The sequence below is a fragment of the Mesorhizobium sp. W067 genome (assembly GCF_054719525.1).
Map to the genome: position 1 here is coordinate 1,748,999 of NZ_JBTTII010000001.1, position 25,152 is coordinate 1,774,150.

Below are 25,152 nucleotides of genomic sequence, written 5' to 3' on the forward strand. Positions count from 1 at the left end.
GTCTAACTGCCGGAGCGCTCTTCGGCTTCATCATCGATCCCGATCGGGGCTTCCCTAAGCATCTTGAGTGCCTCTTCCTTCGTAAGGCCGCACTTGCGCGCGAAGTAGAGCGCCTCGATCGCCTTTTCGCGATCCGCCGTGGATTTTGCGTGCTGTTTGGGCTTTTTGCCCATCGTTCTCTGCCACCTTCCGAGGCCACCAAACCATCACAGTGCCGCGTTGTTCCCGTGCATCGGCTGACCTGCCGGACTGCGCGAATGCCGATGTCGCCGGCATCCCGCGAGCCCCGGACAGCGCGTATATCAGCCGGCTCGCGACAACGGCGGAGCGACTCCAACCCCGACAGCGTGAATTCAAACGAAAGCCCGCGCCGTGGGAGGGGCCGGCGCGGGCGATCGGGCTACCGATCTTGCAGCGCGGGGGTCGACCGCTGCATGGCTCGAACTGTGCAAGCGAGCATTTGTTCCGGGCCGCATGCAAAGCATCGGCGTTTCATTGCAATTCTGGGGGACACAACCAGCATTTCGCTTCAGTCCGCCGCCGATGTGGGAGGATGAATACCGCCTTGCGCTAATTCGTCCGCCCTGGACACGAAACCAACCGCGCATTGAGCGCGTAGCTTCGGCGATTTAAAAACACCTGCACTGGAATATTTCCGGGCGCATGGAACATCTCCGGCCGCTGATGTTTAGGGCGGAATGACGATGATCTCTGTTCTTACAATGATTTACTCTCTCGCCATCTTTATCGGCGCGAAGCGGCGCAACCTCTTGGTGAATGCGAAACTCGATAGAGTTTTGCGCAATATGGCTGGCGCAGAACTGAATCAACGTGGCCAGTAAACCGCAACACCGCCGGTTCCAGTTCACAGCCAGTGTCCTCGCGGCCGCTACCTCGGTTCGGGTGGCAAGCGGCTCGGCAGGACTGCAAGGGCCGCCCCCTCTGGGCTGGCTGGTGCGTGGTCGATCCGATTTCGTCGATGAGGGCGGAGCACGATGCTCCCGCAGTGCGCCGTGCTGGCTCGAATTGCGGGGCCGCGTCCACGATCCGCTCACGGGGCACGCACCTTTAGGTCCGGCCCACGCGAGTGGCTTCGGAGGACCTATCCATGAACGATGATGATCCTATAAATTCGCTCGCCAATGCAATTCGTCATCGCAGCGCAATTTTGTTTGTGGGGGCGGGGGTATCGATCAGCGTCGGACTTCCGTCTTGGGAGAAGCTCATCGAGCGAATGGCAAAGGAGCTCGGCGTCGACGATGAATTTTCCACGCGACGCGATCGTTTTCAGACCTTGGCCGAATACTATCGGATCAAGCATGGCAGCATCGGACCACTTCGCAGTTGGATGGACAGAAACTGGTCTGTCGCCAAGGAACGGATCGAGAAATCGGAATTGCACCGTCTCATCGTGACGCTCGATTTTCCCGTCATCTATACGACGAACTATGACCGGAACCTGGAACTCGCTTTTGAAATCCACGGTCGAGAGTACGTGAAAGTGGCCAACGCACGGCACGTTGCGCAGGCCCGTCGAGGCATAACGCACATCGTGAAATTTCACGGCGACTTTGACGAGGACTCTTCCCTTGTCCTCACCGAAACCGACTATCTTGACCGCCTGTCCTTCAATTCTCCCCTTGATGTCCGCTTTCGCTCCGACGCTCTCGGCAGCACGATCCTGTTCATTGGCTATAGCCTCTCCGATCCAAACATCCGGCTGCTGTTGCACCGGCTTTGGCAAACCTGGCACCGGTCTGGATATGAGAAAGATCGTCCCCCTTCGTTCATCTTCATGCCCAGCCGCAACCCTGTGGAGGAGGCCGTGCTTGGGCGCTGGGGTATTTCGGTGCTCGTTGGCGCAGGTGATGATCCTGAAGCCGGTCTGACGGATTTCCTCAGGCGTTTGGTGGAAGCGGTCGCGGTGACCTGAGGCGCGCTCCCCAGTGGACCGTGGTTGGGTTTTCGCAGGTGCGCGGTGACCGACGAACCGGGCGGTGGCCGACAGGCGCCAGATCGGCGACTGTTGGAGCCACGACTTCCACAATCAATCCCGCAGCGATCATCTTGGCGTGAAGTCGATCTCCGGCGTCAATTGCCGGCAATATGCACAAACCAAGTCAATCGTCGTTTGCACATCATCCAAGCAAACAACTTCGGACGGGGTATGCATGTAACGCAAAGGCACGGAGAGCACCCCACTTGCGACGCCGCCGCGGTTCTGCTGCATGACACGCGCGTCGGTAGGGCTTGAGCTGCCCACCGCCTGAAACTGATAAGGCAGGCCCTCTTTCTCGGCCACCGACTTCAGCAGATTGAACACCACCGGGTTGGTGTTCGCGCCTTGAGTGATTGCCGGCCCTTTCCCAAGGTCCAGTTTGCCCTGATCCTCGGCGCGAGCGCGCGGATAGTCCATCGCCACGCCCATATCGATTGCGAGGCCGGTTCGAGGCGCGATATTGAACGCCGAGGTCATCGCGCCTCGGGAACCGATTTCCTCTTGAACCGTACCCAGGATATAGAGCCCCACGCCGGGGTGAACGCCTCCCTCCTCAGAGAGGCAGCGCAGCACCTCGGCGCCGATGAGGAGGCCGACCTTGTTGTCGAACGCTCGTCCGACAGCAAGGTTGCCCTGGAGCGCTGCAAACTCGCCATGGATAGTCACCGCGCTGCCGACCTCTACGACCTTCAACGCTTCCTCTCGCGAACTCGCGCCGATATCGATCCACAGTTCCATCAGCGAGGGTGTTTGAGACGTGTCAGAGGCTTTGAAGGTCTGGATTGCTTTGCGACCCACGACCCCCAGGATCGGCTCTTTGCCGTGCACCCAGACACGCTGGCCGATTTCAGTGGCAACGTCCGTTCCACCTATGGTGCTGAAGAACAGAAAACCGTCATCGTCGATGTAGTGGACGATGAAGCCGACCTCATCCATGTGCCCGGCATACATGAAGCGCATAGACGCCTCAGGATTGATGATCGCTGTGACATTGCCCATGACGTCCGTCGTCAACCTGTGGGCATACGGACGAACATACTCGCGGAAAAGCTCCGCTACAGGTTGCTCAAAGCCGCTCGGCGACGGGGTCGCCACAATTTTCTTCAAGAACTTGAGTGATTCATCGCGCATGAAGCTGACTTTCACAGTTCATGGGTGGAGGGCCATTCGAGCATGGTCATACTCGTCGGGCTTCGCGCCAATTTTGGCCTTCTTCGGTGCGATCGCCCGCGAATTGGTCAGCCCAAGGCAGGTTGTGGAGCCAGGCTTCGCGCCGGGGGGTCCAAAGCTCGTATGCCGGGAGAAGGTCGTTTGGCGCATCATCGAGAGTGCCGATCATGATCTCGGCTTCGTCGTCGCGGAGGTTCACCACGCGCGACCCGCATGCCGGACAAAAACCTCTGCCGTTGAATGCAACAAGCTCGCCCTTGCACTGGTAAGCCGACCGCGGCCACACGGCAAAGGCACTGTAGGTGCTGCCGCTGGTTCTCTTGCAATCCTGGCAATGACACAAGCCAACGCGCAACGGCGCGCCGGTGACAACATACCTCACAGACCCGCAAAGACAGCCGCCGGTCCGCTCTATCTTTTCAACCTTGCCGTTCATGGTCGCCGGAGCCATGAGTGAGGGAAGCGTGTTGGACTCGGCTCTGCCGTTTGCATCCGAGGCGTCAAGTTAATCGGCAATGTCTTCAACAAGGCCCAACTCCAAAGCTCTGGCTGCCATCAGGTAGCAGTTGGTCAAGGCATGGTCGCGCAGCTCTTCCAGCGATGTTCGAGAACCTTGGACGAGATCGGCGAACCCTTCATTCTCGAGTCGCTCTGCCGTTTCCAACAGCGCAAGTTGTTCGCGAACGATCTGAAGACAGCTTCGAATTGGTCCATTCAGAACCAAGTCTTTCTCAAGCCTTCTTTCATGAATCAGCAGGACTGCTTGCGGGCAAAGGAACCTGCAGGCTTTCGGGAAAGCGGCAAGGACCGTTACCCCGGCAGAGTAAACCGTATTCTTGCCAATGATGTAGCCGTTGCGGCCCGAGTGTTTCAGAAAAAGCTTGAACTCTAGAGCTAGACGTCGCGCGCCGTCGGCGTCGCCTCCGGGCGTGTCGATTTCAACGTAGAGATCGTCTTCCCCGGAACGCACGGCTTTCAAATCGTCCAAGGCTTTGGTGACGACAGTGTCATCAATCAAGCCGTGTATACGCAAGTTTGGATCGAACAAAAGCCGGTGAAGGTCTGGAGCGGGCGGCGGGGAGACGGTGTGTTCGGCTGACTGGGGCAACAGATCCATATAGACATCCTCACTATGGGGGCCGAACTTAGTTGGTACCCTTTTGTTCCCTTGAGGGAGTTCGAGCGGCGGTGATCACGACCGCGTCTCTCTGCGGCTGTTGAGCTCCCTCTTGCATTGCAGATCGTTTTCGCACCAGGCCCGGTAGAGGCACCTCAGCCGCTGGGTTGGCTCCATGGGCATATCGGGCATTTGCCGGAGCTGACGCAGTCGCTTTGCTGACTTCTGCCACGTCCGGGACCAGTCCTGTGGACGGTTGAACTCGACGGCCTCAATGGTTCCCGGCTGCTGCCTTCCGGACCCCCGCGGTCGGGCTGTTTTTCCTGGCCGTGCCATTTTTCCGGGGGGCTGAAACAAACAGCTTTGTTGGCAGTTCTAGCGTCCGGAGCACCGGCTCCGCGCGGCGCGGCCGAGCGGCCGGGGCTGTCCGGCAGGAGGTCCAGCAATGTCTCACGATGTGCAAAGACGATTTGCAACGCGCTTGATCGCGGTTGCGCTGATGCTCTCGGCCAGTGGCGTGGCGCCTGTCCTGGCCCAGGATACCCCGACCGACTTCACAGCGATCATCCAGCAGAAATTGCCGGCCGTGGTCGCGATCACGACCCGGGAGGTTGTCCAGGACCAGACGACGGCGGGCGACTTTACAAGTCCGTTCGACGGCCAGGGCCTCGGACCCGTTCAGCCGCAGGTGAGGGAGGCGCTTGGCTCCGGATTTGTGATCAGTGCCGACGGCTACATCGTCACCAACAACCATGTCGTTGCCGATGCGACAGAGATCCATGTCGTATTTTCCGACAAGGAAACGGCGCCGGCGCAATTGGTCGGCCGTGACCCCGCCACCGATATAGCGGTGCTGAAGGTCGACCCGCGGCCCAACATGACCACGACCAAATGGGGTGACTCGGATGCAATGCAGCCGGGCGCATGGACAATCGCGATCGGCAGTCCCTTCGGACTCGGAGGGACAGTCACTGCCGGCGTTCTGTCGGCCCGCTCGCGAGACATTCAAGCCGGGCCGTACGACGATTTTCTCCAGACGGACGCGTCGATCAATCGAGGCAACTCGGGCGGTCCGCTGTTCAACGCACGTGGCGAGGTGATCGGCGTCAACACCGCCATCGTCTCACCGTCGGGCGGCAGCATCGGAATCGGGTTTGCGGTGCCATCGCGCACCGCCCAGAGCATCGCCGACCAGTTGATCCGAACCGGCCGGATCGAGCGTGGCTTCATCGGGGTCCGCCTGCAGGACATCACGCCGTCGCTGGCTGAGGCCCTCGGGATGAAGGATGACAAGGGCGCGCTGGTTGCTTCGGTTGAGCCCGGCAGCCCGGCGGAGAAAGCCGGCTTGAAGCCGGGTGACGTGATCACCCGGTTCAACGGCAAGGGCATTGAGGGTGTCCATGACCTCACGCTTGCGACGGCTAGCCAGAAGCCTGGCAGCAAGGCCACTCTGACACGGAGTAACGGCGGCAAGGACCAGGAGATCGCGCTTGTCATCGGTGAGCGCAAGGATGCGGAGGTGAAGACCGGCGCTGTTCCCGACAAGAAGTCGGCGGCCGAAGGCCTCGGCCTATCCCTCAGCCCGATTCCGGATCAGGCGCGTCAGCAGCTAGGCATCAAATCAGGAACAACCGGCGTCTTCGTCGTGGAAGTGGTTCCCGATGGCCTTGCCGCCCGGAGCGGATTGCAGCCCGGCGATGTCATCATATCGGCCAACAATCGCCGCGTGACGGAGCCTTCGGATATCGTCGAGGAGTGGGCGAACTCTCGCCGGCAGAGCAAGCCCATCCTGTTTCGGCTGGAAAGGCAGGGGCAGTCCGTGTTCGTGGCGGTCGCCGGGAAATGACCAGGACGGCCATGTGACTGCACCAGGATCCGCTTGCGGATCCGCTCCAAAGGCGCCGGAGCCCAGGTGCAACGGGGAAGCATCGCCGCAGAAAGTTTGCGGGATGCGCTCATTGGCCGGGCGCCCAACGCGCATTTATTCTGCAGCGTCAGAGCTCTTTTGAGCTCGTCGTGCTCGAGTGTGCTCGCCATCCTCAGGCAGTTTCGCGCCTTGCCGTAAGCCGTGCCTGGAGAAGGACGACGACGAGCAAAAACAGCCCGCGGATCACCGACTGCCAGTAGGCTGACAGCGAAATCCAACCCATGCCGTTTTCGAAGTTCAGGACGTTGAAAAGGATGCCGAGCAACAGCACGCCGGCCAGCGTGGTCAACACCGAGCCAGAGCCGCCGGTCAGCAGCGTCCCGCCCACGACGACCGCTGCGATGGCAAACAGTTCCCAGCCGACGCCCTCGATCGGTTGGCCTGCGCCGAACTGAGAAGCGAGAACGACGCCGGCGAGCCCGGCCAGGCACCCGCTTGCAACATAGACGAGAAATTTGACGCGGTCCGTGCGCAGCCCCATCAGCCGCGAGGCATCCTCGCCGCCGCCGATGGCCAGCACCGTCCGTCCCGTGCTGGTGTAGTTCAGGACCACTGAGCCGACGGCATAGGCAACCAGGGCGATGACTGCCGGAATCGGGAAAATCCAGAAATTCCCTTGGCCGATGGCGGTGAAACCCGAATCGTAAGACACCGAAACGGTCTGGTTGCCGGCCAGAAGCAGCGCCGAGCCGCTTGCGGCCAGCATGGTGGCAAGCGTGGCGATGAAAGGCATCAGGTTGCCGCGCGTAACCAGGAGCGCGTTGATCAGCCCGGCTGCCAGGCCGGCGCCAACGCCCGCTGCAAGGCCTGCCACGATGCCGTGCGGGCTCGCCAGGGCCGACGCGACGCTGCCCAAGGCGGCGACGGAGCCGACGGACAGGTCTATGCCGCCGGTCATGATCACGAAGCACATGCCGAGCGCGACGAGCGCGAACATCGAGTTGTAGCGCAGAACGCTCATCACGTTGAAGAGGCCGAGGAAGCGGTCGTAGCGCAGGAATCCGAACAGGACGAGGGCTGCAAGCGCGATGACGACACCGTAGGTGCCGATGATGCGAACCAGTCTGGCGCTGTTCATGGATTACACCCGGTGTTGCTGCTGCAGCCAGACGGCGAATGCGATGATGCCGGCCTTGACGACGAGCGCAGCGGCGTCGGGCACGCCATTGGCAAGCAGCGTGTAGCGCACCAACTGGATGGTCAGTGCGCCCAGCAGGGTGCCGATGATTGTGGCCTTTCCGCCACTCAACAGCGTGCCGCCCACCGCGACCGCCGCGATGGCGTCGAGCTCCATGCCCAGCCCCACGAGATTGGCGTCGCTGGAGGAGTTGATCGCAATGACGACGAGACCGGCCAGCCCCGCGCACAGGCCGCTGATCGCATAGACAGCGAGCTTGATCCTCGATACGGCGATACCGGCCAGTTCAGAGGCCTTTTCATTGCCGCCGACCGCCAGGATGCTTCGCCCGAACACCGTGCGGTGAAGGGCCCAAGCGGCCGCCGCAACCAGCACGGCCATGATGATGACCTGCGCGGGAATGCCGAGCGGGCGGGCAAGTCCGATCCACTGGAATTGCGGCACGCGGAAGGTCTGCAGATTGCCGTTGGTCATAACCTGCGCGATCCCGCGCCCCGCGATGAACAGCACGAGCGTTGCGACGATCGGTTGGATGCGGAAGCGCGAGACCAACCAGCCGTTGAACAACCCGAACAGGCCGGCGACGAGGATCGAGGCAACCATCGCGACGGCTACCGCCAGATAGATGTTTCCGACCGGGAAAATCGTGCCCATGAAGATCATCGGCGCCAATGCGCCGGAGATCGCCATCAGCGACCCAACCGACAGGTCGATGCCGCCGGTGGCGATCACCAGGGTCATCCCCACCGCGACGATCACAATCGTGCAGACCTGGGTCAGGTTGACGTTGAGTGTCTGCAGCGTCGCGAAATTGCGCGTATAGGCAAGGTTGAAGACGACCAGCAGCACAAGCGCGATCACCGTGCCGTAGCGCGCCAGGAAACCGAACACATCAAAGCGGCGGTTTCCAGCGTCGTTGGCTGCGGATGGTGTGGCCAGATCGCTCACGCTGCCTCCTTCGCCGCGCCGCCATGCGCCATCGCCGCGAGCACGTCCTCCTCGTTGGCTGCCTGACCTTCCAGTTCGGCCACCCTCACTCCTTCGCGCAGCACGAATATGCGGTCGGCTCCTTCCATCACTTCCTCGAGTTCCGAGGAGATCATCAGCACGCCGAGCCCGTCATCGGCAAGCTTGCGGATTAGGCGCTGGATCTCGGCCTTGGCCCCGACATCGATGCCGCGTGTCGGCTCATCGAGGATGAGTAGCTTCGGGTTCATTGCCAGCCAGCGGGCAAGCAGCACCTTTTGCTGGTTGCCGCCCGACAACTCGCGGACCTTCTGGTTAGGCCCCGAGCATTTGATGTCGAGTTCACGAATGAAGCGCTCGACGATCTCCTTCTGCCGGGCCTCGTTCAGGATGCCATTGCGGCTGATTTTCGGCAGCAGTGCCAGTGTTATGTTCTCCGCGACGGTCATTTCCGGCACGATGCCCTCGGCCTTGCGGTCCTCAGTGCAGAAGCCCATCCCTGCGGCGATGGCATCAGCGGCACGTGCGGGATGGTAGGACGCGCCCTCCATCGTCATCTCGCCTGCGCTCCGGCGGTCGGCGCCGAATACGAGGCGGGCTGTTTCCGTGCGGCCGGCGCCGAGCAAGCCGGCAAAGCCGGCGATCTCGCCGCGGCGCAGGTCGAAGCTCACGTCACGGACCAACTGGCCGGCTGCCAGCCTTTGCGCGGTAAACAGCACATCACCGATCCTCGACCGATCGCGTTCGCCGAACGCGGTCGCGTGGCCTTCGACGGCTGCGACGTCGCGGCCGAGCATGGCCGCGACCAGCTCCAGCTTGCCGATGTCGCTCATCGCCGCGCTTCGCACCGTGCGGCCGTCACGCATGATCGTGACCCGGTCGCAGACCTCGTACAACTCGTCGAGCTTGTGGCTGACGAACAGAACGGAGACGCCGTCGGCCTTGAGCTGACGGATAACGCTGAACAAGACCGAGACTTCACGCTCGTCCAGCGAGGAGGTCGGCTCATCCATGATCACGAGGCGGGCGGAAAAGCCGATGGCGCGGGCGATCGCCACCATCTGCTGCGTGGCGGTGTTGAAATCGCTGAGCGGGCGGCGCACGTCGATGCCGATCGAGAAGCGGCTGAGCAGGCGCTCGGCTTCCGCATGCATCGCGCTCCAGTCGAGCAGGCCGCGGCGGCGCTTCTCGCGTCCAAGGCAGATGTTCTCGGTCACCGAGCGCAGCGGTACGAGATTGATCTCCTGGTAGATGGTGCTGATGCCGCTGACCTGCGCCTGATGCGGAGACCCAACTTCGAACGGCTTCCGTTCGAACAGCACCTGCCCCGCATCCCGGCGGTAATAGCCGGTGAGCACCTTGATAAGTGTCGATTTGCCCGCACCGTTCTGGCCGATGAGTGCGTGGATCTCGCCCGGAAGAACCTGGAGCGAGGCATCGGCCAGGGCAGGGATGCCGGCAAAACGCTTCTGGATGTCACGCATGTCGAGGAGCAGCGGGGCTCGGTCCGGCTGAGCGGTCATCGTCAAACTCCCAAACCCTACCCGCCGGAGCGGGTAGGGCAGCTGGAAAGAGAGTGGATATCAGAACGCAATATCGAAGTCTTTCTTCGCGTTCGTGGCGTCGAAGAAGGCATCCTCGTTCTTGATGAACGGCGGGATCTTCTTGCCGGCCGCATAGTCGGCCATCGTAGCGAAGGCCTTCGGCCCGAACAGCGGGCTGCAAGCGCAGATAGCACCGATCTTGCCGTCAATGATCGCCTGGACGCCTTCCTTCTCGCCGTCGATCGACAAGATCAGCACATCCTTGCCCGGGGTCTTGCCGGCTGCTTCCAAAGCGGCGATGGCGCCCAGCGCCATCTCATCATTATGCGCGTAGATGATATCCGCATCAGGGTGCGCCTGAAGCAGCGTCTCGGCGACCTGCCGGCCCTTGTCACGGGCGAAGTCGCCGGACTGCGACGCCAGGATGGTGAACTGCGAGTGCTTGGCGATGAAATCGTCGAAGCCTTTCTTGCGGTCGGTAGCGGCCGAGGCTCCGGTCGTGCCTTCCAGCTCGATGATCTTCGACTTGCCATTGGCGTTCTTGACCAGCCATTCGCCGACGCGGGTCGCCTCCTCGATGAAATCCGAACCGATGAAGCAGACATAATCCTCGCCCGGCTTGGCCATGGTGTGATCAACGTCGCGGTCGACCAGAAACACCGGTATGCCGGCATCGCGCGCGGCAAGAATGACCGGCACAAGGGGCTTGTCTTCGCGGGGCGGCAGGAAGATTGCGTCGACGCCCTGCGCGATCATCGAGTTCACGTCGGAGGCCTGCTTGGCCGACGAACCGGCGGCATCCGTGTAGACCAGCTGATGGCCAAGCTTGGCGGCTTCGTCCTGCATGCTCTTGGTCTCGGCAAGACGCCACGGATTGTTGCTTTCCGTCTGGGCGAAACCGACCTTGTACTTGTCCTTCTTGGCGAGCGGCGGGAGCGCCGCGAAGGCGCGTGAGCCGAGTGTCAGCGCGACCGCGCCGGCGGCGGAGCCAACCAGTAGTTTTCGACGGGTAATGATCATGCTCTTTCCTCCTTTATCGTCGCTTTCAGCGACTGTGTAATTTCCTCACGATATCGGCCCAGACGGCTTCGGCGATGACGCCGTCGGGAAGCTGGATCAGGGCGCTATGCCGCCTCCAAAATAAAGTCGGCGCAGCGGTCGCCCAGCATCATGGCGGGCGCCGCCGTATTGCCGGCATTGATGTTGGGGCAGGCCGACATGTCGGCAACCCGCAGATTGTCTATTCCGCGCACGCGCAGCGCCGCGTCCAGCACCGCCATCCGGTCGCTGTCCGAGCCCATCCGGCATGTCCCGGCCGGATGGTAGTTGGTCTTCACAAAGCGCTTGCAATGCTTTGTCATGGCTTCGTCGCTGAGATCATCCTGGCTTGGCACGGCAATGGCCTTGACCCGATCGGCGAGCGGCTTGGTCTGAAAAGCCTGCAGGAAATAACGCTGGCCGCAGATCATTTCCCTCATGTCGTCGGGATGTTTAAGGAGGTTCGGCGAAACGATCGGCATGTCCTTCGGATCCGCCGAACGCAGCCTTACGAAACCGCGCGACTTTGGCTTCACCACCACTGTCGTCACGGTAAGCCCATAGGTGTTCTCGACCAAGGTCAGGATATCGCGGTCCAGATAGACGTGCGGCACGCAGAAGGCCTGGATCGTCGGTTCGCCCTCGGGATCGGCCGGATTGACGAAGGCTCCGGCCTCCACCCCCGCTGACAGGATCGTGCCGGTGCCGAAGAGCTTGAAATGCAGGCCGTTCCTGATCATCCTCCAGCCTTGGCCCTGCCTGAAATAGCCGTATGGGCCGTTTGCGGTGGCGATGATCGGCACCTCCGGATGGTCGATCAGGTTTTCGCCGACCCCGGGCAGGTCGGCGACGCAGGAAATGCCGTGCCCGGCAAGCGCCTCGGCGGGGCCGATGCCGGACAGCATGAGCAGTTTCGGCGAGACGAGGGCACCGGACGAGACGATCACGTCGGCATCTGCATGGACGGTATGCTCGGCGCCCGACGCATCCGAATAGACGACGCCGGTGACCCGACCGTTTTCGATCAGCAGCCGGCTGACTGTGCAATTGAGTTTCAGCGTCAGCTTGGGATCATTCGTCAGCGGCTCGATGAAGGCATAGGCGGCGCTGCTTCGCTTTCCCCGCCGGTTCATGAACTGGTAGAAGCCGACCCCGCGCTGCGACGGTCCGTTGAAGTCATGGTTGTACGGCAATCCAAGGCCTTGGACGGCCTGGACGAACCAACGGGAAACATCATCGATGTGGCCTGGATCCGAGACCAGCAGCGGACCTTCGCTTCCATGCAGTTCGCCGCCGAGGCGGTTGTTTCCCTCCATGCCGGTGAAATGCGGCAGCACCGCCTGCCAGTTCCAGCGTACGCCGGCATTGTTGCCGCGCAGCAGCTCGTCCCACTCCTCATAATCGGCCGAGCGGCCTCGCATGTAGACCTGGGCGTTGACCGAGGTGCCGCCGCCCAGCACGTTGCCTTGCGAGATTTCATGGACGCGGCCGTCGAGATGGGCCTGCGGCTCGGTGCGGTGATAGCGCATAAATTTCGAGCCGTTGATCATCTTGAAGATGCCGGGCGGCATGTCGAGCAAGGGGTGATGATGGGAATGGCCGGCCTCCAGCAGCAGGGTTCGCCGTCCCGCTTTGACAAGCCTTGCCGCCGCGACGCAGCCGGCTGCTCCGCCGCCCACCACGATATGGTCGTAGGACTGCGTCATGCTTCCGGCGCCTCACGGCTTTCGAATGTTCCGCGGACATACTCCCAGGCCGCCGAGAGGTGGTTGAGCAGCGCCCGCTCGGCGCCGTCAGGATCTCGCTCAATGATGGCCGTGCAGATTTCACGATGGCTGAGGAAATTCACGCGGTTGCGCTCGGGCGACCGTGGCATGCGCATCCAATGCGGCGACAGCCAGGCGGTAAATGCCTTGTGCACGACAGGCAGCACCGGGTTGCGCGCGATGTCATAGAGCGCTGCGTGGAACGCCACGTCCGTCGCATAGAATTTCTCAGAATCCGGGATGGCTGCCTCGTTCATCGCCAGCGCCGCCCTCAGGGCTGTGACGTCATCCTTGCGGGCATGGATGGCGGCGTTGCGCGCCAGCGACGCCTCGAGGAAGACGCGCATGTCGTAGAGGTTCTTCACGCCCGCCTGGTCGCTCAGCAGATGTCCTACGATGCCGTCGAGGGCGCCGAGCGCGGCATCCAGGCCAGGCCGGCGCGCCACGGGCCGGAACCGCGGACGCGCTTCCACCAGGCCGCGGCTGGCCAGGCGCGCAATCGCCTCACGCACAACGCCCCGGCCCACACCATACTCGATCATCAGTTCGCGCTCGGCCGGCAGGTAGCTGCCGTCGCCAAGCCTTCCGGACGTGATGTCGGCCTCTATGCCGGCCACCATCGCGTCGGCCGCGCGAGCGGCGAGAATAGCCGCGGGCATCTCAGGACGCTCTTCCGTATCCAGCAAGCCTTTTTCCTCCCAGATGGTCCTGTTATTAGAAGGTAAATCGGACCAAAGCACAAGCGGATTGATGCTTTTGTAGGACCAAAAATGACGGATTGGCTTCAGAACCGCTGAAAGATCAGCCACATTGTTGCCAGTCAGCGCTGCCGGTGCAATTATGGTCCGATGAAAAAACGTGAATGGAGCGCAGCATGAGCCGCACCGAAATCAAGGAAGTCGAGACCCGGCTGTTTCGGGTCCCACTGCGTGAGGTGATGACCGATGCCAAGCACGGCGCGCACACGCATTTCGAGCTGGTCACCGTCACGCTGAGGCTTGCCGACGGCACCGAGGGCACAGGCTACACCTACACCGGCGGCAGGGGCGGCTATGCGATCAAGGCAATGATCGATCACGACCTCGCGCCGTTCCTCAAGGCACGCGACGCAACGCAAATCGACACGATCTACGACGGCATGCTCTGGCACATCCACTATGTCGGGCGCGGCGGCATCGCTTCTTTCGCGATCTCGGCGATCGACATCGCATTATGGGACCTCAAGGGCCGGCGTAGCGGCCTGCCGCTTTGGCAGATGGCGGGCGGGGCCGGGAAGAGCGCCAAGGCCTATCGCGGCGGCATCGACCTAAACTTCACCCTCGATCAGCTTTTGGCCAGCATCGATTCCTATCTCAATGCCGGCTTCACCGGGGTGAAGATCAAGGTCGGCAAGGACGACCTTGCCGAGGATGTGGCCCGGGTGAAGGCAGTTCGCGAGCGCATCGGCCCTTATGTCACCTTTATGGTTGACGCCAACTACGCGCTGGACGTCCCGCGAGCGATCGAGGCAGCGAGAGCATTCGCCGCCTACGATCTGCTGTGGTTCGAGGAGCCCATCATACCCGACGACTATGAGGGTTACGCCAGCATTGCCAAGGCGACCGGAATGCCCCTGGCAATGGGAGAAAACCTGCATGTCATCGAGGAGTTCGAGCATGCCTTCGCTTGGTCGAATCTCGCCTACATCCAACCCGACGCCTCCAACTGCGGCGGGGTCACCGGCTGGCTGCGCGTGGCAGCGCTCTCACGCAAGGCTGGCATTCCGGTCTGCAGTCACGGGATGCAGGAACTTCATGTCAGCCTCGTTGCAGGTCAGACAAATGCCGGCTGGGTGGAGGCGCATAGTTTTGATATTGACCATTATACCACTGAGCCGCTGAGGCTTCAGGATGGTTTGGCGATAGCACCCGACGAGCCTGGAGTGGGCGTTGTCTTCGACTGGCGGAAATTGGCGGATTTTCGCCAATAGCGCCCCCTGAACGGCGGCACGGCCGCATGCATTTTGTCCGGATCCTGATTCCTCGTTCCGGCAACGCGGAGAGCGCTTCGCCGAGGAAGACTTCGACCGTCTGAAGAACGAACTCGCCGCCGCCGCAGCCAGCGGGCATACCACTTATCGGATGCCACACTTACATTTGTAATTGCAGCGACGCTTCACCGGCTTTAACTCACGCGATCATAGCAGCGACACGACAAATGCAGGCGGCCGCCCGAACACCGGCAGAAGCTGCAAGCATTGGGTGCGCCTGCAGGGAGGCGGCGATGGTTGCAACGCGTACGGACACTGCGCATGCGGTTATGGAGGACTTCATTCTATCACGGCACCGCTCACCGGTCCGCGAAGTTGGATTTTACGAGGCTATGAGTCAAACCCGACAAGCGATCGCCACATCGCGCGAGGTGCTGAGGCGCTTTCGCGAACGTCAGGGCGACGACACTCCTCGAGCAAAGAATACAGACCGTGGTCCTGTCGCCGTGTCAGCCTTCGATGCCGACATCATACGCGCTGCATGCCGAGATCTGATCGCGGAGATGAACGTGCCCGAGTGTCAATGGCGCGAGCTGGCGCGAAGTCTGGTGCGCGAATTCGTGGCCTGCGAGCAGACCGAAGCCGGTTTGGTGGATTGGATCGTCCGCCGGCCAGCGATGACGGAGACGGACGAGGCCGGCTGACCGGAGCCAACTGGCGAGGCGGCGAATGAGCCAGGAGTCGGTCGACCGCAATTAACGCGAGCAAACAGTCCTCCCGGCGACTTGTTGCGCGGGAACTGCGGTGATCCGAGGATCGGAAACTTTGGCGAGCGGCTTGGACACATCTGATCCTCCTCGTTTTTAGGCGTCCGGCCCCGTGTTCGTATTCGGAGACGAATACGTCCAGCCGACTGTCCAAGGCAGACGGCGACGGCCATGTCGCGTTGCTCCCGGCCTTCGCACACAAAGGAGCCCAAGCCGGATGCTAACTGGCTGCATTAGGCCAATGGGAACAATTTGCGCGGGCCGAGCTTGGGCTAGCGTCGTACAGAGGTGCAAGTATGCAAGATAATTTTGACCGAGCTTCATCCGTCGCCGAGGTTGCGGAATCATTCGTGAGATCCCGGAGGCCGTTCTCTGTCGTATCGACCCGGGATGCGGTCACGATTGTCAGGAAACAGGCAGCTTTTTGCGAGCATACGGATGGCGAGCTTGCGGAGTTGGTGGCGGCAATTGCGGTCAGGCATGGTCGATTGGTCGCCTTCGATCTTGATCTCGACGACACAGGCTTGGAGATCGGTCGCGCAGCATAGCCAACGCCTCACGCAATGAGATAGCCACCGTCAACCGGCAGAATTGCCCCAGTGATGAACCCCGCGAGCGAAGAACACAAGAACAAGGCGGGGCCGGTCAGGTCGCCCGGCGTACCCCAGCGACCCATCGGAGTGCGTTTCATCAATTCCGCGTTGCGAGCTGGATCGGCCCGTGGCGCGGCGGTCATGGCGGTCTCGATCCAGCCAGGCGCCAATGCGTTTACGCGGATGCCATCCCCGGCATAGGCGATGGCGAGCGACTTGGTAAGTTGCACGATGGCGCCCTTGGATGCGGCGTAAGCCGGCGCATGAGCCGCGCCGAAAAACGCGAACATCGAGGCGATGTTGACGATGGCGCCCCCGTTCGAGAGTGCCCCTCGGAACGCGCTCGCACTCCGCATGGAGCCGGTGAGATTGATATCGACCACCGTTTCGAAACCCTGGACAGTGAATTCGGCGGCGCGCAGGTTTACCCCTGCGCAATTTACGAGCGCTGCAACGGATGTGAACTGACTGGAATATCCTTCGACCGCAGTCATGTCCCGGACGTCGAGTACTGAATACGAGACGGCGGTGCCGTATGCACGAGCGGCCGCCACCTCGGCGGCCGTGGCCCCCGTCGCGTGGACGATTGCCCCGGCCCCGGCGAACGCCATGGCGATGCCGTTTCCGATGCCTGTCGTGCCTCCGGTAATGACGACGGTCTTGCCCGCGAAGAAGGGCATGGCCCATATGGAATCGGTCACCAAGATCTCCTCGTTTCGCCTCTGTGGCGGAGCGCGAACTCATCGGCGCGGAAGACAAACGGGCGGATGTCTACCGCACGAACTGATCGACGAAATCCTTACCGAGACCCACGCTCGCATAATGATTTCTGCACATGTCGATCTTGGTGAAAACGTCCTCGAAACCAATCTGCTTGTTATCCTTGTCCAGGTAAACCATGCAGCCGGAAATGTTGAAGAAGGTGATCATCTCGGGCACGTCGCTTGGAACCGTGAGCGTGTGGATTTCACCGGGCGGCTCGAAAACGTAAGATCCGGTCTCTGCCACCCAGTCGTGTTCAAGATAGTGCCAACGCCCCTTGATCACATAGCCATGCACGGGGGCCGGATGCAGATGACGGCTTAATATCCCGGCCCGGCGTACGCGGAGCAGATTGCACCACTGCCCCTGCATTGTGTTGAGCATAAGTGGTCGGAACCACACGCCCTCCGCCTGTGGGACCCAGACACGCTCGTCTTCGGGGACGGCAGCGATCGCGATCTCTTTCGGTGCCAGGGGATGGGCGGAGCCGTTGAAGGATTGATACATAGGAACCTCTGTCGCCATTCATTGGAGCGTCCATATCAGCGCGATCCTAACAACTCGGCCGAGTTCTGCCGAGGCGCAATCGGGCGCCCACGCATTGGGAAAGTTGTCGGCGCTCGCCCGCCCGCTGCCGCGACCGCAAGCGGGAAGAGGTTCAGGATGGTCCGTTGGGCGTCGAAGACGATCCGTGGGTTCCTTCTTGCCTTATCATGCGGCTATCCGGGAGTGCACCGGGCTGGTCCTGGTCTGGAAGCCCCGGTTTCGGACTTCCAAGGCCAGCAAGGCGAGTTCGACCTCGTCCAATCGCGACGGGCGTGCATTTTCCGGCATGCCTTCGGCTGTGGCCAGGTCGATCAGGTACTCGTTCCAGGCCCAGTTCTTGAGCACGGCGCGTTTCTCGTCGGGTGCGAGCACCGGGTCGTCCACGACCTCCATCGGAGAGGCGTAGAATGTCTCGGGCTCCGAAAGCGCCGTCTGTATGTGCGCTGTCTGTGCACCGGCGCCATAGCCGTGACTTGCCTGGAGCCAAGCCAACTGCAGCCGCTGCCAAACCAGGTCGGAAAAGGCCTGTTTTTCCTCCGATACATGTTGTCTCCTGATCTTGGCCGGGGAAGCAGGAGGTGCCGCCTGCACCACGTAATTGAGGCCTTGACGCTCGGCATAACGGATCGCCGCTTCCAGCGTCGGAAAGTTCAGTTCAACCTGGGTCAGGGTGTCCCGGCCACCGGTATAGCCCATCAGCGGCTCGATGAACGGGGCTGTGCGGCGTTCGAAGACCAATCGCCAGTCCCTGTGGGGCTTTGCCGAGGTCATGGCCGAGCGGCAGGGCTGGTAGATCCGCGCCACTGCGCCCTCCGGAAACACTGACCGTCCCATTGACAAAGCCGGCCCGTCTAGACGAGGCCGATTGTCATTGTCCGGCCGGACGGACGTCTTGGTTGGGTTCCTGATGTTGTCGCTGCTTTGAACTGTCTCCATTGCCTGTCCCTCCCGTTATGAAGGGTCGCACGGGCAGCGGCCGTAAGGGCCGCCACCCATACTGCATCCGTCAGTTCTTCCCGTTGATTGCGATCCGCTTGGCCTTCGCCTGCGCCCGCTCGGTCTTGGGCAACGTCACGGTCAGCACCCCGTTCTTGAAGGTGGCGTTGACCTTGTCTTCTTCGACCTCGTAGCCGAGCGGAATGAGGCGCTCGAAGCGACCGTAGAAGCGCTCGGAGAACTGCCGGTCCTTGTCCTCGGTCTCGGAACGCTTCTCGCCTTTAAGCTTGAGCGCCCCATTTTCCAGCAGGACTTCTATGTCGCTCTCGTCCAGGCCAGGTATTTCCGCCGTGACGCGGACTTCCTTGTCCGTGTCGGAGATTTCGACACTCGGCCAACTGGCGGCGAAAGAGGGACCGAAGGCCGGCAGTCTGGCGCCAAAGCTGCGGAAGGCGTCATCGAACAGCCGGTTTACCTCCCGGTGGAGGGAGACGAAGGGGTCTCGATCTCCGTCGGGGAAGAGACTGGGCGCCGAGTTTCCGTTGCCCCGGCCCCATGGGATCAAGTCACGTACGCTCATTGTCTTTCTCCTTTCGTAGGTCTCTGAGTCGGGCGGGACGCCCGGCTCAAGCGAAAGCCTTCATGGTGGATTGCTCAGGCGGCCAGCTTGTCGGTCTCGACCTTGGGCGCCTCGATCTTCGGCATGGGAGCCCCGCTGGAGATTTCGATCTTGCGCGGTTTCATCTCCTCGGGAACCTCGCGCTTGAGATCGATGCTCAGCAGCCCGTTCTCAAGGCTGGCGCCCTGGACTTTGACATGATCGGCCAGTTCGAACCAACGCTCGAAAGCGCGCCCGTTGATGCCGCGGTACAGATGCCGGCCGTTCTCATCGCCGGATTGCGACCCGCTCACAACCAGCATGTTGGGCTGGTGGGTGACGGTCAGCTGGTCCTGCGAGAAACCGGCGACCGCCATCGTGATGCGATACTGATCAACCTTGGCGATATCGTAGGGCGGCCAGTTGTCGAACGAGGCCACACGGCTCGCACTTTCAAGCATGTCGACCATGCGGTCGAAGCCGATGCTGGACCGGTATAGAGGGGTAAAATCGAGGTTTGTCTTCATAGCCACATCCTCCTTTGAGCAACATGGACAAGAAGGCGCCAAGAGCCTTGCCGCCTCCCTGTGTTGCCGGCCCCATTGGGCGGCCGGCGACCATCAATTTAGAATCGCGACGTGCACCTTCAAGAGGAAGAATAGGAAAATTTTCATCGGCAATCTGGGCGAACGCACCGATGCCACACCCCTCCCGCCGGCGGGGTCACTCGCCGACGGGTCCATGGTGCAAGAACAACTACGTCGCCCTTAAATCCGATCGACGAATGGTATGAACGCGGCCACTGCCGCGCTGTCACTGCAGTCAGGACCGGCACGCTCATCCGATTGATCCAACTGTTGCAACGCATCCATGATCGTGTCGAAGCTGACCGGTTCACCCGCTCGCGGCAGCATGCGAAGCGCTGGCACGGATTATACGGCGCAGGCATCCGATGCCCATGGCGAAAGAATGGCGCGCTTCTCCTGATCGTCCAGGGCAACATCGGCCAAAACGTCGTGGGGATGTTTGAAATGCCGCGCCGGATGCAGCAAGCGGTCCAGAAAACGTCAGGGCCCCACGGGTTCAATCGATGCAAAATAGCTCGAAATGGGTCCTTCCATGGATGGTCCTCCGCTTCAGACAATCTCATGCGTGTTTGGCGGCTCTCGCCAGCGGCTGTCGCGATCACGACCAGGCAGATCATCCAGGAACGACGCTCAACGACTTTCCCTAGGTGATGTCGATACCGAGACTCATCGTCCGGCACCCTGGGCGGCTCGATCACGACCGAAGCGAACGAGCCGTTCGCGATCGAGGGTGGCGATGCTGCACTTCCCCAGATGTTCGGAGCATAGCGAGGGCTGCGGCCTTGGAGCGGCGAGGGGACTTGCCTACATCGCACATGTCGTCGATATGGAGGTCGATGAGTTCGCCGAAAGTTTTCAGGCGCGCTATACGGACTTGGTCGGCGTCTCACCGCGATCGACTTGGTGTCGGTGCCCCGGCGCCGCGCAACGTCGCGTTGCAGGGAGGTCTCGCTGACGCAGCGTGTGCGGCAGGTTCTAAGGTTCTGATGTTAAACAGATGCTGAAAAATCAAGAGCATAGACTGACCGTGGCACCTATGATGGATGGGGAAGAAGATTAACAAAATCAGATGTTTATGAGGGTTCGTGTGCAAATACTGCACACGCAAGTTCCGCTTCTCATCTTTTTTCGTTCCTACGAGGGAGCTGCCGAAAGGCCTTTTCGGACCCTCTTTTGCCGACGATACTGTCCGCTCCAATGCGAATAAGCATCAGTGGACGCAGACCACAAACCCTGGCCGACGTTGAAGTCAAAACGTCCGGGGCGGCCTTCTTCTTGTCGGGGTCGATCACCGGCAGTGGCGCAGTCGGCTCATGGAGCGGGGGCGACAGCCCAATTCATGACGAGATTGCTTTGACCAACGATCGGCCTGTTGCGACCGACGCATGGTCGATACCCACAACGGAGAACGATGCGACCAGGGATTTCACAGTCACCCTGTCCGGCTCTATCATCTAGGCCGTGGGCATCTCGTTCCAGTAAGGATCAGCCGGCGATTCGCCATTCCAAGGCCAAGCTAAGGGCACCTAGTGGGCCATATCGCGCAGAGGCTTCTTGCGCTTCGGCGGCACATAGGCCTGCACCAGCCTGACCTTGTCGATGTCGACCGTGACCGGCGGTCCAGTATAATTGTCACCTTGCCGCCTTGCTCGTCGACATAGGTGACGTTGCCGACGAGTTCGATCTGCTGCCCGCGCTTCACCTTCGTCGTGCGATCGAGGATCGAATGGGGGAAGTTGTAGCTGGGTATGCTGACGCTGACGTGGTCCTCGTCGACCCGCCTGCGCACTGTGGCCGTTTATCGCCACCTCGTCGCCGATGCCTATTCCCCGAGCCATGACAGGATTCTGGAGCGGACAGCTTTTTAGTCGAGATGTAGCTAATATACGGCGCAGCCCTTGGTGGACTGACGGGCGCCACGGCCGAATCTGCCTATTTCCCAGCCGGCCAGGCCTGCGTAGGCTGACTACCAAGTTATATACGCTCATGCTAATATGAGGGCACCACACCTTTATGAAGTAGGCAAAGGTGGAGCATGGTCAACGAGTCGGTGACAACCTACGTTGTGAGCGTGTTTGAAGCGCCGAACTGGCGCACGGTGCTTACGACCAACGACAAGGCTAAAGCCTTGGCCTGGGCGAGAGAGATCGGCGAAAACGTGCAGGTCGAGGAGATCACGCCGGAGCCAAAGGGTGCTAGCGCTGAGTAAAACGGCTGGTTGCTGCTGGGCGGCTGGCCGGAAGGACCGTTATCCTGCCGGAATTGATCAAGCGCGACCGTGACGAGTGCTCCCTTGCCTTGCAGGCGGCTCACGTCGCGTTTGCCAAGACAGGGGATCCGGATTGCAAATTGCCACACCTAGGCCGATACCGAGGCCGAGGAACAGCTTACCTGCCGCATCGATGGCGCGTACCAAGCATTCAGCAACAACGCGCCACTGACACTCGGGCACGTCTGCATCCCTGACTAGGTTTTGAAATGCGGAGCGGAGAACGTCGGCATCGAACCCCGATATGCGCATCGGCGCGAGATCGTCCTCGTCTTCGAGCACCTGGGCCATATCTTCGCGGTAGCGTTGGCGAAGGCGCTTGAGCAGTTCGCGCGACTCTTGGATGGCTTGCCGGGTGTGGTCCATGTGGCTGCGGAACGCAGCTGTTCCGGTCATCGACCGGCTCTGCAACTGAAAGCTGGTTTCCATCACCGCACGTGCGGTTTCTAAATGCTTATTAGATCCATCGCGGCCTCCCTTCCGGCGAAGGGAGTTATTTACTCTCTTTTTAGCGAAGGAGGTTCAAAGGTACGGTTTCGTACAGGGGAGGCCCCGGCCTAATCAGCCAACATTGAGCGTGGTCGGCGCTGTCGGGGGCAACGTTACAGTTGGGTGACGTGACGGTGCCGACCACACTGGAGAGTGGTTGTGTGCGTCAAGTTCTGCAAAATGGGGCGGCCATGATGCTGGTCATGCGGCTTGGCGCAGAGCGAGCTTCTTGTGCTCGCGCAGGTCGTCCATGTTGATGTATCGGTTGGCCTCCATCCAGTTTTCGTTGGTCTCGACGGCCAAGGCCCTGACCAGGCGCAGGCAGCTTTCGGTGTTGGGGAAGATGCGCACGACATAGGTGCGCCGGCGGATTTCCTCGTTGAGCCGCTCCAGCATGTTGGTGGACTTGAGGTGCTTGTGATGCTGACGCGGCAGCCGGAAGAAGGTCAGGGTTTGTTCGATGGCATCCTCGGCCCAGCCTGTCAGGCGCGGATAGCGTGCCGACCATTTGGCAAGCCATGCGGCAAGATCAGCCCTGGCCTCTGCGAGATCGCGCCGGTCGTAGAGCCAGCGCAATTCCTGCAGGCAGTCGTCGCCGTGCTTCCTCGGCAGATGATCGAGCGCGTTCCTGAGGAAGTGCACGTAGCAGCGTTGCCAGGCGGCTTCGGGGATCACCTCGCCGATCGCTGCCACCAGGCCGGCGTGATCGTCGGACACAACCAACTCGACGCCCTTGAGGCCGCGCGCCTTGAGGCCGACGAGGAAGTCCCTCCAGGCCGAGCGGCTCTCGCGATTGGCCATCTCCACGGCCAGGATCTGGCGCCTTCCGTCCCAGTCGATACCGACCGCGATCAGCACCGCCTGGCTCATGACAACACCGGCTTCACGCACCTTCTCGTAGCGCGCATCGAGGATGAGGTAAGGAAACGGCTCTTGAAGGGGGCGCCTGGCAAAGGCAGCGAGGCTCTCGTCCAGCCGCTTGTTGATGGCCGAGATCGACGAGGCCGAGAAGGCATGGCCGCACAGTTCTTCCGTGATCGCCTTCACCTTGCGGGTCGACACGCCCTGCACATACATCTCCGCCAGTGTCGCCACCAAGGCCCGCTCGGAACGCTGGTAGCGCTCGAACAGCTCGGTGGAGAAGCGGCCGGCCCGGTCCTGCGGAACCCGCAGCTCGAGCTTGCCGACCCGCGTCACAAGGGTACGGCCGTAATAGCCCGAGCGATAGCCAAGCCGTTCGGGCGTGCGCTCGCTCTTCGAGGCACCCAGCGCCTCGTCCATCTCGGCCTCAAGCACCTCCTGCATCACCGCACGGAGCACTTCGTGCAATCCATCCGGGTTCGAAAGCAAAATGTCTTTGACGGCAGCGCTGGCGGTCTTAACTTCAGTCTTGGTCATGGTGGCGTTCCTTCGCGGGAATCAGGTGACGTGAACAATCACCAGCCTGCCATGACCGCCCCCTCTCAGCGAATTTGCAGAACTCTCAGCACACTACCTGGAGAGTGGCATTAACCACACCCCGATCCTACCCGCAGAATGACAGCGCAGCAATTAAGCCTGATGGTCTAATCCGCGCTGCAACCATAACCCGATTTAAACTCGGTCCCTTCCCGAGTGCCCGTATGAGTTTGAGCTGTGAAGCACCTGCGCGGCGAGGAGGACCTCCGCCACGCCTCACTGCAGGACTTCCGCGAGGAGAACTAGCCCGGAGGCTTCTCCCGCGGCTGTGCCGGTCCTGTCATGTTCGGCTGGATGAATGGCGCCCTCTTGCCGGTAATGGTCTCAATCGACTTCAACAGCGGTCGATGGACCTCACGTAGAGCTTGGTAGTGCTCGCTGTGATACGCCAGGAGCGGCCCGACGATGCTCTTGTGCAGCGCTTCGGCTGCCGCGATGAAGCGCTCGATTTCAGCCCGGGAAAGCTGTTCGGAAGGTTTGGTTCTGGCCATTGGCGATCTCCGCTTGAGGGGGGTCGCCGCAACGAGGACTACAATCCTACATGCCGGACTGCCTCACAATAGGGCTCGCTGGCCTACTCGAGGGAAGCGATAGGACCAGCGTCAGCATGATCCTCATTGCCCCCGTCCGCAAGCGGCCACCGAAGACCCTATTCCTCAGCCTATCTGGTCTCGGCAAAATGACGCGCGAAGCTCCCCTGGAGCCTTGCGGAACTTGGGCAGATACCCTCTCTAGTCTCTACTCAGGAGCCGAATGCTGGTATCGCGACGCAGTTCGGAATCGGCGCGATCGACGCCTTCAACCGTGATCGCGATTGTCCCGTTCTCAATTCTTGCAATCCATCCCTTTGCCTTCATGTACCAGAGATGAAACTCCAGATGCTCTGGTGGACAGCCTAACAACCGTTCGATTTCGACGTCGCCAATGCCCGGATTGCCGACATCCTGGCGGCGCTTCACATAGAGCAGCGAAAGCAGTTTGGCCTGGACCAAAGCATCTTTCTCGACCCCTTTGGGGTCGCTTGCCTCCTCGACCAATTTAAGCCGCTCACCGGCATGCTCTCGATAGGAGATATCGTACTGGGCGCGCTTAACGGGATCCCTCAAGACGTTGTGTGCTTCTACTATTTCGCTGAAGCGGGCTTCGTTTCCAGTTTGCTGATTGTCGGGATGATAGCGCATCGCAAAGTAGCGGAATATTCGCTCAAGTGTCTCCGAGTTGGCGTTTGGGCTGATCTCCAAGAGTTCGTAGTAATCGACGAACAATGCGCTGCTCCCTCAAACATCGCTCGACAGCCGCGGGGGCCGACCGCCTACATGGCGATGCAGTGCCCTCACTCGTCGAGTTCATATACGGACAATACATTGCGCCCGGGGTCAAGATGAGCGGGAGCTAGTGGACGTCAGCCAAGGCGGCTCCCGCGCGGGGTGCAACGAAAATGGCCGGGGCCGCAGTGGGAGATTGCCTGATCAGCGCCGGCCGAAGTTCGGGGTAGAACTCAATGCCGAAGCCG

24 protein-coding genes are annotated in these 25,152 nt (G+C 61.1%); 5 read left to right on the plus strand and 19 right to left on the minus strand.

Features of this window, described 5'->3' with window-relative positions; all coding sequences use genetic code 11:
* Positions 1 to 2: 2 nt before the first annotated feature.
* Positions 3 to 173, minus strand: coding sequence for a hypothetical protein (locus ACYG97_RS08570; protein WP_023672674.1), 171 nt, complete (start codon positions 171 to 173; stop codon positions 3 to 5).
* A 935-nt stretch (positions 174 to 1,108) separates the two neighbouring features.
* Between ACYG97_RS08570 and ACYG97_RS08575 the strand changes: the two genes are divergently transcribed.
* Positions 1,109 to 1,933: an SIR2 family NAD-dependent protein deacylase gene (locus ACYG97_RS08575; protein ID WP_023682459.1), complete on the plus strand. Its 825-nt coding sequence runs from the start codon at positions 1,109 to 1,111 to the stop codon at positions 1,931 to 1,933.
* A 129-nt stretch (positions 1,934 to 2,062) separates the two neighbouring features.
* On the opposite strand, the gene ACYG97_RS08580 is transcribed toward ACYG97_RS08575, so the two are convergent.
* The 3 genes from ACYG97_RS08580 to ACYG97_RS08590 all read right to left on the minus strand — a co-directional run bounded on the left by ACYG97_RS08580 (position 2,063) and on the right by ACYG97_RS08590 (position 4,286).
* The gene (locus ACYG97_RS08580; protein WP_023682460.1) at positions 2,063 to 3,130 is read right to left on the minus strand and encodes a M42 family metallopeptidase; all 1,068 of its coding nucleotides are present in this window, start codon (positions 3,128 to 3,130) and stop codon (positions 2,063 to 2,065) included.
* Between the two features lie 46 nt (positions 3,131 to 3,176).
* Positions 3,177 to 3,605 (minus strand): GFA family protein, encoded by a 429-nt coding sequence (locus ACYG97_RS08585; protein ID WP_050485925.1) that lies wholly within the window; start codon positions 3,603 to 3,605, stop codon positions 3,177 to 3,179.
* 69 nt (positions 3,606 to 3,674) lie between these two features.
* Complete coding sequence (locus ACYG97_RS08590) at positions 3,675 to 4,286, minus strand: ATP-dependent Clp protease proteolytic subunit (RefSeq protein WP_023682462.1); 612 nt, start codon at positions 4,284 to 4,286, stop codon at positions 3,675 to 3,677.
* A gap of 481 nt (positions 4,287 to 4,767) precedes the next feature.
* Between ACYG97_RS08590 and ACYG97_RS08595 the strand changes: the two genes are divergently transcribed.
* On the plus strand, positions 4,768 to 6,132 hold the full coding sequence (locus ACYG97_RS08595) for a Do family serine endopeptidase (RefSeq protein WP_245260862.1): 1,365 nt from the start codon (positions 4,768 to 4,770) through the stop codon (positions 6,130 to 6,132).
* Between the two features lie 193 nt (positions 6,133 to 6,325).
* Here the strand turns inward: ACYG97_RS08595 and ACYG97_RS08600 are convergent, their stop codons facing one another.
* The 6 genes from ACYG97_RS08600 to ACYG97_RS08625 all read right to left on the minus strand — a co-directional run bounded on the left by ACYG97_RS08600 (position 6,326) and on the right by ACYG97_RS08625 (position 13,351).
* The gene (locus tag ACYG97_RS08600; RefSeq protein ID WP_023672667.1) at positions 6,326 to 7,291 is read right to left on the minus strand and encodes an ABC transporter permease; all 966 of its coding nucleotides are present in this window, start codon (positions 7,289 to 7,291) and stop codon (positions 6,326 to 6,328) included.
* A gap of 3 nt (positions 7,292 to 7,294) precedes the next feature.
* Positions 7,295 to 8,299, minus strand: a complete 1,005-nt coding sequence (locus ACYG97_RS08605; RefSeq protein ID WP_023726632.1) for an ABC transporter permease — start codon at positions 8,297 to 8,299, stop codon at positions 7,295 to 7,297.
* The gene (locus ACYG97_RS08610; RefSeq protein ID WP_023734371.1) at positions 8,296 to 9,840 is read right to left on the minus strand and encodes a sugar ABC transporter ATP-binding protein; all 1,545 of its coding nucleotides are present in this window, start codon (positions 9,838 to 9,840) and stop codon (positions 8,296 to 8,298) included. The genes ACYG97_RS08605 and ACYG97_RS08610 overlap by 4 nt, the downstream gene beginning before the upstream one ends.
* A gap of 60 nt (positions 9,841 to 9,900) precedes the next feature.
* Positions 9,901 to 10,881 carry an ABC transporter substrate-binding protein gene (locus ACYG97_RS08615; protein ID WP_023672664.1) on the minus strand — a complete coding sequence of 327 codons (981 nt, stop codon included), beginning with the start codon at positions 10,879 to 10,881 and terminating at the stop codon, positions 9,901 to 9,903.
* A 104-nt stretch (positions 10,882 to 10,985) separates the two neighbouring features.
* Complete coding sequence (locus ACYG97_RS08620) at positions 10,986 to 12,605, minus strand: GMC family oxidoreductase (protein WP_023714229.1); 1,620 nt, start codon at positions 12,603 to 12,605, stop codon at positions 10,986 to 10,988.
* On the minus strand, positions 12,602 to 13,351 hold the full coding sequence (locus tag ACYG97_RS08625; RefSeq protein ID WP_023682469.1) for an FCD domain-containing protein: 750 nt from the start codon (positions 13,349 to 13,351) through the stop codon (positions 12,602 to 12,604). Before ACYG97_RS08625 ends, ACYG97_RS08620 begins: the two co-directional genes overlap by 4 nt.
* Positions 13,352 to 13,539: 188 nt before the next feature.
* On the opposite strand from ACYG97_RS08625, the gene ACYG97_RS08630 reads away from it, so the two are divergent.
* Together ACYG97_RS08630 and ACYG97_RS08635 are read left to right on the plus strand one after the other, a co-directional pair.
* Positions 13,540 to 14,634 (plus strand): mandelate racemase/muconate lactonizing enzyme family protein, encoded by a 1,095-nt coding sequence (locus ACYG97_RS08630; RefSeq protein ID WP_023734372.1) that lies wholly within the window; start codon positions 13,540 to 13,542, stop codon positions 14,632 to 14,634.
* Between the two features lie 293 nt (positions 14,635 to 14,927).
* Entirely contained in the window at positions 14,928 to 15,338 is a 411-nt protein-coding gene (locus ACYG97_RS08635; protein ID WP_023734373.1) for a hypothetical protein, read from the plus strand.
* A gap of 619 nt (positions 15,339 to 15,957) precedes the next feature.
* Here the strand turns inward: ACYG97_RS08635 and ACYG97_RS08640 are convergent.
* From ACYG97_RS08640 to ACYG97_RS08660, 5 genes are all read right to left on the minus strand, one after another.
* Positions 15,958 to 16,695, minus strand: coding sequence for an SDR family oxidoreductase (locus ACYG97_RS08640; protein WP_245260863.1), 738 nt, complete (start codon positions 16,693 to 16,695; stop codon positions 15,958 to 15,960).
* Between the two features lie 70 nt (positions 16,696 to 16,765).
* Positions 16,766 to 17,263, minus strand: a complete 498-nt coding sequence (locus ACYG97_RS08645; RefSeq protein ID WP_155923557.1) for a 2,4'-dihydroxyacetophenone dioxygenase family protein — start codon at positions 17,261 to 17,263, stop codon at positions 16,766 to 16,768.
* A 204-nt stretch (positions 17,264 to 17,467) separates the two neighbouring features.
* On the minus strand, positions 17,468 to 18,106 hold the full coding sequence (locus ACYG97_RS08650; protein WP_348528162.1) for an NADH dehydrogenase ubiquinone Fe-S protein 4: 639 nt from the start codon (positions 18,104 to 18,106) through the stop codon (positions 17,468 to 17,470).
* 202 nt (positions 18,107 to 18,308) lie between these two features.
* Positions 18,309 to 18,818, minus strand: coding sequence for an Hsp20/alpha crystallin family protein (locus tag ACYG97_RS08655; protein WP_023682476.1), 510 nt, complete (start codon positions 18,816 to 18,818; stop codon positions 18,309 to 18,311).
* 74 nt (positions 18,819 to 18,892) lie between these two features.
* Positions 18,893 to 19,363: an Hsp20 family protein gene (locus tag ACYG97_RS08660; RefSeq protein WP_023734376.1), complete on the minus strand. Its 471-nt coding sequence runs from the start codon at positions 19,361 to 19,363 to the stop codon at positions 18,893 to 18,895.
* Positions 19,364 to 21,458: 2,095 nt separating this feature from the next.
* Between ACYG97_RS08660 and ACYG97_RS08665 the strand changes: the two genes are divergently transcribed.
* Positions 21,459 to 21,632, plus strand: a complete 174-nt coding sequence (locus ACYG97_RS08665; RefSeq protein ID WP_023672650.1) for a hypothetical protein — start codon at positions 21,459 to 21,461, stop codon at positions 21,630 to 21,632.
* A 57-nt stretch (positions 21,633 to 21,689) separates the two neighbouring features.
* Here ACYG97_RS08665 and ACYG97_RS08670 read toward each other — a convergent pair whose 3' ends face one another.
* From ACYG97_RS08670 to ACYG97_RS08685, 4 genes are all read right to left on the minus strand, one after another.
* The gene (locus ACYG97_RS08670) at positions 21,690 to 22,121 is read right to left on the minus strand and encodes a hypothetical protein (protein WP_198029725.1); all 432 of its coding nucleotides are present in this window, start codon (positions 22,119 to 22,121) and stop codon (positions 21,690 to 21,692) included.
* 261 nt (positions 22,122 to 22,382) lie between these two features.
* Entirely contained in the window at positions 22,383 to 23,579 is a 1,197-nt protein-coding gene (locus ACYG97_RS08675) for an IS256 family transposase (RefSeq protein WP_286456782.1), read from the minus strand.
* 302 nt (positions 23,580 to 23,881) lie between these two features.
* Positions 23,882 to 24,130, minus strand: a complete 249-nt coding sequence (locus ACYG97_RS08680; RefSeq protein WP_023672647.1) for a hypothetical protein — start codon at positions 24,128 to 24,130, stop codon at positions 23,882 to 23,884.
* A 240-nt stretch (positions 24,131 to 24,370) separates the two neighbouring features.
* Positions 24,371 to 24,904, minus strand: coding sequence for a J domain-containing protein (locus ACYG97_RS08685; RefSeq protein WP_023672646.1), 534 nt, complete (start codon positions 24,902 to 24,904; stop codon positions 24,371 to 24,373).
* Positions 24,905 to 25,152: the final 248 nt, after the last annotated feature.

Bases quoted from the DNA above. Each gene is read 5' to 3' on its own strand.
- ACYG97_RS08575 (WP_023682459.1), top strand. From the start codon at position 1,109: ATGAACGATGATGATCCTATAAATTCGCTCGCCAATGCAATTCGTCAT.
- ACYG97_RS08600 (WP_023672667.1), bottom strand. From the start codon at position 7,291: ATGAACAGCGCCAGACTGGTTCGCATCATCGGCACCTACGGTGTCGTC.
- ACYG97_RS08675 (WP_286456782.1), bottom strand. From the start codon at position 23,579: ATGACCAAGACTGAAGTTAAGACCGCCAGCGCTGCCGTCAAAGACATT.
- ACYG97_RS08570 (WP_023672674.1), bottom strand. From the start codon at position 173: ATGGGCAAAAAGCCCAAACAGCACGCAAAATCCACGGCGGATCGCGAA.
- ACYG97_RS08630 (WP_023734372.1), top strand. From the start codon at position 13,540: ATGAGCCGCACCGAAATCAAGGAAGTCGAGACCCGGCTGTTTCGGGTC.
- ACYG97_RS08635 (WP_023734373.1), top strand. From the start codon at position 14,928: ATGGTTGCAACGCGTACGGACACTGCGCATGCGGTTATGGAGGACTTC.
- ACYG97_RS08660 (WP_023734376.1), bottom strand. From the start codon at position 19,363: ATGAAGACAAACCTCGATTTTACCCCTCTATACCGGTCCAGCATCGGC.
- ACYG97_RS08665 (WP_023672650.1), top strand. From the start codon at position 21,459: ATGGTCAACGAGTCGGTGACAACCTACGTTGTGAGCGTGTTTGAAGCG.
- ACYG97_RS08615 (WP_023672664.1), bottom strand. From the start codon at position 10,881: ATGATCATTACCCGTCGAAAACTACTGGTTGGCTCCGCCGCCGGCGCG.
- ACYG97_RS08670 (WP_198029725.1), bottom strand. From the start codon at position 22,121: ATGGAAACCAGCTTTCAGTTGCAGAGCCGGTCGATGACCGGAACAGCT.
- ACYG97_RS08645 (WP_155923557.1), bottom strand. From the start codon at position 17,263: ATGTATCAATCCTTCAACGGCTCCGCCCATCCCCTGGCACCGAAAGAG.
- ACYG97_RS08680 (WP_023672647.1), bottom strand. From the start codon at position 24,130: ATGGCCAGAACCAAACCTTCCGAACAGCTTTCCCGGGCTGAAATCGAG.
- ACYG97_RS08620 (WP_023714229.1), bottom strand. From the start codon at position 12,605: ATGACGCAGTCCTACGACCATATCGTGGTGGGCGGCGGAGCAGCCGGC.
- ACYG97_RS08585 (WP_050485925.1), bottom strand. From the start codon at position 3,605: ATGAACGGCAAGGTTGAAAAGATAGAGCGGACCGGCGGCTGTCTTTGC.
- ACYG97_RS08580 (WP_023682460.1), bottom strand. From the start codon at position 3,130: ATGCGCGATGAATCACTCAAGTTCTTGAAGAAAATTGTGGCGACCCCG.
- ACYG97_RS08590 (WP_023682462.1), bottom strand. From the start codon at position 4,286: ATGGATCTGTTGCCCCAGTCAGCCGAACACACCGTCTCCCCGCCGCCC.
- ACYG97_RS08610 (WP_023734371.1), bottom strand. From the start codon at position 9,840: ATGACCGCTCAGCCGGACCGAGCCCCGCTGCTCCTCGACATGCGTGAC.
- ACYG97_RS08655 (WP_023682476.1), bottom strand. From the start codon at position 18,818: ATGAGCGTACGTGACTTGATCCCATGGGGCCGGGGCAACGGAAACTCG.